Origin of the sequence: Kitasatospora sp. NPDC058406 (genome assembly GCF_042722765.1) — a bacterium.
Classification (GTDB): Bacteria; Actinomycetota; Actinomycetes; order Streptomycetales; family Streptomycetaceae; genus Kitasatospora.
Genome location: NZ_JBHXKE010000334.1, coordinates 1 through 7738, shown reverse-complemented (window position 1 = coordinate 7738; position 7738 = coordinate 1). Strand labels below are relative to the sequence as shown.

Sequence of the window (7738 nt, the reverse complement as noted above, 5' to 3'; positions counted from 1 at the left end):
CGTGCCTGGGCCTAACCAGGGGCCCAGGCACAACCCCACGCAGACACGCGAGACGCGAGAAGAGATTCACACCATGGCGAACTTCACCGCCGCGGACGTCAAGAAGCTCCGTGAGCTCACCGGCGCCGGCATGATGGACTGCAAGAAGGCCCTGGACGAGGCCGAGGGCAACGTCGAGAAGGCCGTCGAGCTTCTGCGCATCAAGGGCCAGAAGGGCGTTGCCAAGCGCGAGGGCCGTGACGCCTCCAACGGCGCCGTCGCCGCGCTGATCGCCGACGACAAGAAGTCCGGCGTTCTGGTCGAGCTCAACTGCGAGACCGACTTCGTCGCCAAGGGTGACAACTTCGTGAAGGTCGCCGACGCGATCGCCACCCACGTCGCCAAGACCGCCCCGGCAGACCTGGACGCCGCTCTGGCCTCCGAGATCGAGGCCGGCAAGACCGTCCAGCAGTTCGTGGACGAGGCCAACGCGACCCTGGGTGAGAAGATCGTCTTCCGCCGCTTCGCGCAGTTCGACGGTGACGGCTTCGTCGCGGTCTACCTGCACAAGACCAGCCCCGACCTCCCGCCGGCCGTCGGCGTCCTGGTCGAGCTGGACAAGGAGAACGCCGAGGTCGCCAAGGACGTCGCGCAGCACATCGCCGCGTTCGCGCCGAAGTACCTCTCGCGCGAGGACATCCCGGCCGAGGACCTGGAGAACGAGCGCCGCGTCGCCGAGGCCACCGCCCGCGAGGAGGGCAAGCCGGAGGCCGCCCTGCCGAAGATCGTCGAGGGTCGCGTCACGGGCTTCGTGAAGGAGAACTCCGTCCTGGAGCAGGCCTTCGCGAAGGACAACAAGAAGTCCGTCGCCAAGGTCCTCGAGGAGAACGGCGTCGCCCTCAAGCGCTTCGCCCGCTTCCGCGTCGGCGCCTGAGCCACGTTCCACCGGACTCCCGGCGAGCTTAGGCTGGGAACCGCCCCCGCCCGCTGATCAGGGCGGGCGGGACGCGCCGAACGGGCTCACCCAGCGCCACATCCGTGGGCGGGCCGCGTCGGCAGCATGAACGACGAGGAGGCCATTGCCGTGCAGGACACCGAACCGGTTCCCGCGGCAGTGGCCTCCTCGCGTGTACGCGCAGGCCGGGGATCCGCACATCCACGCCTGTGAACCAGTAGGTGTAGAAGGAGAAGTCCATGCAGGAGACGCAGGAGACCGCGCAGGACACCCCGACCGGTTCGCGTCGCCGGGTGATGCTGAAGCTGTCCGGTGAGGCGTTCGCCGGTGGTGGCGGACTCGGCGTCGACCCCGACGTCGTGCACGCGATCGCCCGCGAGATCGCCACGGTCGTCCGCGCCGGCACCGAGGTCGCGGTGGTCATCGGCGGCGGTAACTTCTTCCGCGGCGCGGAGCTGCAGGTCCGCGGTATGGACCGGGCCCGCTCGGACTACATGGGCATGCTCGGCACGGTCATGAACTGCCTCGCGCTCCAGGACTTCCTGGTCAAGGAGGGCATCGAGACCCGGGTCCAGACCGCCATCACCATGGGCCAGGTCGCCGAACCGTACCTGCCCCTGCGCGCCGTCCGGCACCTGGAGAAGGGCCGTGTGGTGATCTTCGGCGCCGGTATGGGCATGCCGTACTTCTCCACCGACACCACCGCCGTCCAGCGGGCCCTGGAAATCCACGCCGACGTGCTGCTGATGGGCAAGAACGGTGTGGACGGCGTCTACGACTCCGACCCGCGGACCAACCCGGACGCGGTCAAGTTCGACGCGCTGGAGTACTCCGAGGTCATCACCCGCGACCTGAAGGTCGCCGACCTCACCGCGATCACGCTGTGCAAGGACAACAACCTCCCGATGCTGGTCTTCGAGCTGCTGGCGGAGGGCAATATCGCGCGTGCGGTGAAGAGTGAGAAGATCGGCACACTCATCAGCCAGGATTCTGTCCGGGCCTGAGCAGCAACCAGCCGTACGGGTCGGTGACGACCGGGCGTGGTCAGCGTGATCACCGCGTCCGGCCGTGACGCCGATACCGGTCGGGACAACCGCAGATCAACCGGACAGGGAGTACACAGTGATCGAAGAGACCCTCCTCGAGGCCGAGGAGAAGATGGAGAAGGCCGTCGTCGTCGCCAAGGACGACTTCGCCGCCATCCGTACGGGCCGCGCCCACCCGGCGATGTTCGCCAAGATCGTGGCCGAGTACTACGGTGCCGTGACGCCGATCAACCAGCTGGCCTCCTTCTCCGTGCCGGAGCCGCGGATGGCGGTCGTCTCGCCGTTCGACAAGACCGCGCTGAAGGCCATCGAGCAGGCGATCCGCGACTCCGACCTGGGCGTCAACCCGTCCAACGACGGTTCCATCATCCGGGTGGTGCTGCCCGAGCTCACCGAGGAGCGCCGCCGGGAGTTCATCAAGGTCGCCCGCGGCAAGGGCGAGGACGCCAAGGTCTCGATCCGCGCCGTGCGCCGCAAGGCCAAGGACGCCATCGACAAGCTGGTCAAGGACGGCGAGGTCGGCGAGGACGACGGTCGCCGCGGGGAGAAGGAGCTCGACGACACCACGGCCAAGTACGTGGCCGCCGTCGACGAGCTGCTGAAGCACAAGGAAGCCGAGCTGCTCGAAGTCTGATGAACGACGCCCCTGACGCCCCTGGCTATTGGGGCCCATCCGACCAGCAGTACCCGCCGTACCAGCCGCACCGGCCTGCGCAGACACCGAACGCGCCTGCGCAGGCCCCCGGTGCGGCGGCGCCCGGCACGCCGGCGCCCGCGCCCTACCGGGAGGCCCCGGGACAGCACGCGGCCCCGGCGCAGCCGCACGGACGGCACGGGGCACCGGAGCAGTACGGGGCCCCGGACGGGTTCGGGGCTTCCGAGCAGTACGGAGCCCCGGACCGGTACGGCAACCAGTACGGCACCCCGGAGCAGTACGGGGCCCCGGAACAGCAGGGCGTCCGAGGGCCGTACGACGGCCCGGGACGGCACGGCGCGGGTGACCCCGGCCACCGAACGGGTCACTCCCAGCAGTCTCCGGTGTACTGGGGCGCCGACGCGGAGGAGACTCAGGTCATGCCTCCCGTAGCGGCCGACGCGGGACCCCGGCCGGGAGCCCGGCCCGGGCCCGAACCCGCCGAGGGGCCGGTCCGGGAAGCCGGCCGGCTGAGCGGTCCGCTGTTCCGGGACGAGCAGCCCGGCCCGGCGGAGCCGGGTTCGTCGGAGACGGTCGTGCTGCGCGCGATCACCGACGACACCGCCCCCGCCCCCGGTGCCCGGCCGTACCAGGGCGCCGCGGCGTACCCGGTGCCCCCGGGTCACCCGGCGGCGCCTCACCCTGCGGCGGGGCAGCCCCACCCCGTGCCGTCGTTCCACCCAGGGCAGGAGACATCCGTGGCGCAGCCCGACCCGCAGCCGCAACAGCGCAAGCAGCGCGGTGGTCGCAATCTCCAGGCCGCGATAGGCGTGGGTGTCGGCCTCGGCGCGGTGATCGTCGCCTCGTTGTTCTTCGTCAAGGCCCTGTTCCTCGTCGTGGTGATCGCGGCGGTGTCGGTCGGCATCTGGGAGCTGACCAGCCGGCTGGCCGAGCGCAAGGAGATCAAGGCGCCGCTCGTCCCGCTGGTCGCGGGTGGCATCGCGATGGTCGCCACCGGCTACTGGTCGGGGATCCAGTGGGCGGCCGCTTCGCTCGCGCTGACCGGACTGGCGGTGATGGTCTGGCGGATGGCCGAGCCGCCGGAGAACTACCTGCGGGACATAACGGCCGGCATTTTCACCGCCTTCTACGTCCCCTTCCTGGCCACCTTCGTGGCGATGATGCTGGCGGCCGACGACGGCCCGCAGCGGATCGTGCTCTTCCTGATCGTCACGGTCTGCAGTGACACCGGGGCCTACGCGGTGGGCTACAAGTTCGGCAGGACCAAGCTGGCGCCGACGATCAGCCCGGGCAAGACCCGTGAGGGCCTGGCCGGCGGTATCGGCCTGTCGATGCTGGCGGGCGCGCTGCTGATGCAGTTCGTGATCGACGACGGCAGCTGGTGGCAGGGTCTGATCCTGGGCGGTTGCGCGGCGGTCACCGCGACCCTGGGCGACCTGGGCGAGTCGATGATCAAGCGCGACCTCGGCATCAAGGACATGGGCACGCTGTTGCCCGGTCACGGCGGCATCATGGACCGGCTGGACTCGCTGCTGCCGACCGCCCCGGTGGTCTGGTTGCTGCTGGCGGCCTTCGTCGGCAGCTGAGCCGCAGGCCGGAGGGACGGTGCCCGCAGGCCGGCCCCGGAGGCCGGACCAGGGCCGCGATCAGGGCCGCGATCAGGGCTTCGACCAGAGGTGTGAGCAGGGCCCCGGACGCCAGGCGTCCGGGGCCCGCGCCGTCTGCGACACTGGATGAACCATGCCTAAGCCCGGAGAACTCACCTTTGCCGCGCCGCGCGGCGCGAAGCCCCCGCGACACCTCGCCGACCTGAGCCCCACCGAGCGCAAGGAGGCCGTCGCCGAGCTGGGCGAGCAGCCGTTCCGCTCGAAGCAGCTCTCCAACCACTACTTCGGCCGGATGTCGAACGACCCGGCGAGCTGGACGGACATCCCCGCCGCCAGCCGGGAGAAGCTCACCGAGGCCCTGCTGCCCGAGCTCATGTCGGTGGTCCGCCACGTGTCCTGCGACGACGACACCACCCGCAAGACGCTCTGGAAGCTGTTCGACGGCACCCTCGTCGAGTCGGTGCTGATGCGCTACCCGGACCGGGTCACCATGTGCATCAGCTCGCAGGCCGGATGCGGCATGAACTGCCCGTTCTGCGCGACCGGACAGGCCGGGCTGACCCGGAACCTCTCCACCGCCGAGATCGTCGAGCAGATCGCCGCCGGGATGCGCGCGCTCAAGGACGGCGAGATCCCGGGCGGTGAGGCGCGGCTCTCCAACGTGGTCTTCATGGGCATGGGCGAGCCGCTCGCGAACTACAACCGCGTGCTGGCCTCGATCCGCCGTCTGACCGACCCGGCGCCGGACGGCTTCGGTCTCTCCCAGCGGGGCATCACGGTCTCCACCGTCGGGCTGGTCCCGGCGATGAACCGGCTGGCGGACGAAGGACTCAGCTGCCGCCTGGCGCTCTCGCTGCACGCCCCGGACGACGAGCTGCGCGACGAGCTGGTGCCGGTCAACACCCGGTGGAAGGTCGCCGAGGTGCTGGACGCGGCGTGGAACTACGCGGAGAAGTCCGGCCGCCGGATCTCCATCGAGTACGCGCTGATCAAGGACATCAACGACCAGGCGTGGCGGGCGGACCTGCTCGGCCGGCTGATCAAGAACCACCGGGTGCACGTCAACCTGATCCCGCTGAACCCGACCCCGGGCTCCAAGTGGACGGCCTCCCGGCCCGAGGACGAGCGCGAGTTCGTCCGGAGGCTGCAGTCCCACGGAGTGCCGACCACCGTCCGGGACACCCGCGGCCAGGAGATCGACGGCGCCTGCGGCCAGCTCGCCGCAGCAGGCTGAGCCGGAGCGATCCGAGCGGCGGGGTCAGCGCAGGCCGGCCGCGGCCAGCGCCGCGGTGGCCCCGCCGGTGACCAGCAGGACCGTGCCGACCATCAGTGTCCGCAGCGCGACCGCGCCGAACAGTATCCGGGGTGCGACGCCGAGCCGCAGCAGGGTCTCGGCGACCCCCCGGCGGGCGGTGCGCAGTTCGGCCAGCCGGGCCGCCACCGCGGCGACTGCGCAGCTCAGGACGAGAGCCGCCTCGATCGCGGGCAGGACGTCCGCGCTGCCCGGCTCGCCGATCCAGTAGCGGACGGTGGTGAGCACCACCGCGAGCACCAGGGTGAGTACCGCGAGCGGCGGACCGAGCCGGCGGGCCTGCGCGGTCAGGCCGCGCCCGGCGAGCAGGCGCAGCGGGGTGGGCCGGCCGAGTGCGAGCAGCCGGCCGGCCCATCCGAGCAGCGGCCCCGTGAGGAGGGCGAGGCCCAGGGCACCGGCGATCCAGCCGCCGAGGGCCGCGGTGCTGGTGGTGCCGAGCCCGGCCGGCAGGTGGATCGGGCGGCCGTCGGCGGCGGCGCCGGGCCGGAGGGCGATCAGTTCCAGGGCGAGGCCGATCACGGCGAGGCCGACCGGCAGGGCGAGCCGCCAGGGGCCGAACCCGGTCGGCTCGGGCCCGGGGCGGCCGGGCAGGGTCTCGGCGTGCGAGACCGCGCCGGCCGCCGCGATCCCGGCGGTGAGCGGGACGAGGGCGAGCAGGGTCACCGGCGCGGCGGCCGGGAGCGGTACGCCCATGCCGAGTTCGTCGGCGAGTGCCGGACCGGCGATGTCGTTGCGCAGGACCAGGAAGACCAGCAGGGTCAGGACGGAGCCGGCGCCGCAGGCGAGCGCGACCTCGCCGGCGATCAGGGCCCGGATCCGGGCGGACCCGGCGCCGGCGGCGGTGAGGCCGGTGATCCGTTCGGGCCACCGGGCCGGGACGGCGCGGGCGGCGACGGCGGCGAACCAGCCGACGGCGGCCAGTGGCGGCAGGCACCAGAGCAGCCGGGGGAGGGCGCCGGTGCCGCCGAGCGGCTCGCTCATCGCGCGGCCGAGGGCGCGCAGGAGGAAGGCGGCGACGACCGCGCCGGCCAGGGCGGTCAGCAGCCAGCGGCCGAGGTCGAGGGCCCGGTAGCCCCGGGCCAGACGGAGATAGAACACGTCGACTCTTTCAGCGGCAGGCGGCAGGCGGCAGGCGGCGGGCGGCGGGCGGCGGGCGATAGGCGTCGTCAGCGGCCGGTGGCGGGGACGGCGGAGGGCCCGGCGGCTCCGGTGCCTCCGGCGGCGACGGGGCCGCCGCGGGTGACGGGCGCGGCAGGGGCGGACGGCCGGCCGTCGACGAGCGCGACGGAACGGTCCGCGTACCGGACGAGCTCGGGGTCGTGGGTGGCCAGCACGAGGGTGAGCTGGTGCGAGCGGGCCGCGCTGGTCAGTATCCGCATGACCTGTTCGGCGGTCTCGCGGTGCAGCGGGGCGGTCGGGTCGTCGGCGAAGACGACCGGCGGCAGCGGGGCGAGCGCGCGGGCGACGGCGACCCGCTGCCGCTGGCCCTGCACCAGTCGATCCGGCCGGACCTTGGCGAGCTCGCCGATGTCGAGGCGCTCCAGCCACTCGTCGGCGGCGGTGTAGGCGGCCTTGCCGCCGGCCCCGGCGAGCAGCAGCGGCAGGGCGACGTTCTCACGGGCGGTCAGTTCGGGCACCAGGTGCGGTTCGGAGCCGACGAAGCCGAAGCGGTCGCGGCGGAGCCGTTCCCGGCCGGCCCGGCTCAGGGTGTGCACGGGGGAGCTGTTGAACCAGACCTCGCCCTCGTCGACCGGGAGGAGCGCGGAGAGACAGCCGAGCAGAGTGCTCTTGCCGGAGCCGCGCGGACCGGTGACGGCGAGCACCTCGCCCTCCCGCACACCGATCGAGACGCCGCGCAGCGCGGGGGTGCCGTGATGGGACTTGACGATCCCCCGGGCCCACAGCACGTCGTTGTCAGGAGGGGACGCTGACATGAGGTTCCATCCTGGGTGGCCGCAGGGATATGACAGTCGTCAGATTAGAACGATCGGGCCTGGGCGCGGGTGCGGCACACTGGCCCATCAGGGGCAAATCACCCGGAATCAGGCGTGTTTGATCGAAGAACCGGTCGTGAAAACCGTCGGGGACGGTCCGGAGGAACGGCGGGCGGGGGAGCAGACGGGCGGTGGCCCGCGACCGGGTGCCGGGGGAAACGCCGCAGGGCGGCCCCGCGGGAAGCGGGAC

Annotated in this window: 7 protein-coding genes; 5 read left to right on the top strand and 2 right to left on the bottom strand. The window is 72.2% G+C overall.

Annotated features, from left to right (window positions below; all coding sequences use genetic code 11):
* Window positions 1-73 precede the first annotated feature (73 nt).
* The 5 genes from tsf to rlmN all read left to right on the top strand — a co-directional run bounded on the left by tsf (window position 74) and on the right by rlmN (window position 5476).
* A complete protein-coding gene (tsf, locus tag ACFWOG_RS37635) occupies window positions 74-913 on the top strand; it encodes a translation elongation factor Ts (RefSeq protein WP_329882894.1) in 840 nt (279 codons plus the stop codon).
* Window positions 914-1173: 260 nt separating this feature from the next.
* Window positions 1174-1938, top strand: coding sequence for a UMP kinase (pyrH, locus tag ACFWOG_RS37630; protein ID WP_380363959.1), 765 nt, complete (start codon window positions 1174-1176; stop codon window positions 1936-1938).
* Between the two features lie 118 nt (window positions 1939-2056).
* Window positions 2057-2614 carry a ribosome recycling factor gene (gene frr, locus ACFWOG_RS37625; protein ID WP_329882896.1) on the top strand — a complete coding sequence of 186 codons (558 nt, stop codon included), beginning with the start codon at window positions 2057-2059 and terminating at the stop codon, window positions 2612-2614.
* Between the two features lie 440 nt (window positions 2615-3054).
* Entirely contained in the window at window positions 3055-4221 is a 1167-nt protein-coding gene (locus ACFWOG_RS37620) for a phosphatidate cytidylyltransferase (RefSeq protein WP_329951685.1), read from the top strand.
* Window positions 4222-4375: 154 nt separating this feature from the next.
* Window positions 4376-5476, top strand: coding sequence for a 23S rRNA (adenine(2503)-C(2))-methyltransferase RlmN (gene rlmN / locus ACFWOG_RS37615; protein WP_329882898.1), 1101 nt, complete (start codon window positions 4376-4378; stop codon window positions 5474-5476).
* Window positions 5477-5500: 24 nt separating this feature from the next.
* Here the strand turns inward: rlmN and ACFWOG_RS37610 are convergent, their stop codons facing one another.
* On the bottom strand, window positions 5501-6652 hold the full coding sequence (locus tag ACFWOG_RS37610; protein WP_380363956.1) for a hypothetical protein: 1152 nt from the start codon (window positions 6650-6652) through the stop codon (window positions 5501-5503).
* A 68-nt stretch (window positions 6653-6720) separates the two neighbouring features.
* Window positions 6721-7488, bottom strand: a complete 768-nt coding sequence (locus ACFWOG_RS37605) for an ABC transporter ATP-binding protein (protein ID WP_329882900.1) — start codon at window positions 7486-7488, stop codon at window positions 6721-6723.
* Between the last annotated feature and the right edge of the window lie 250 nt (window positions 7489-7738).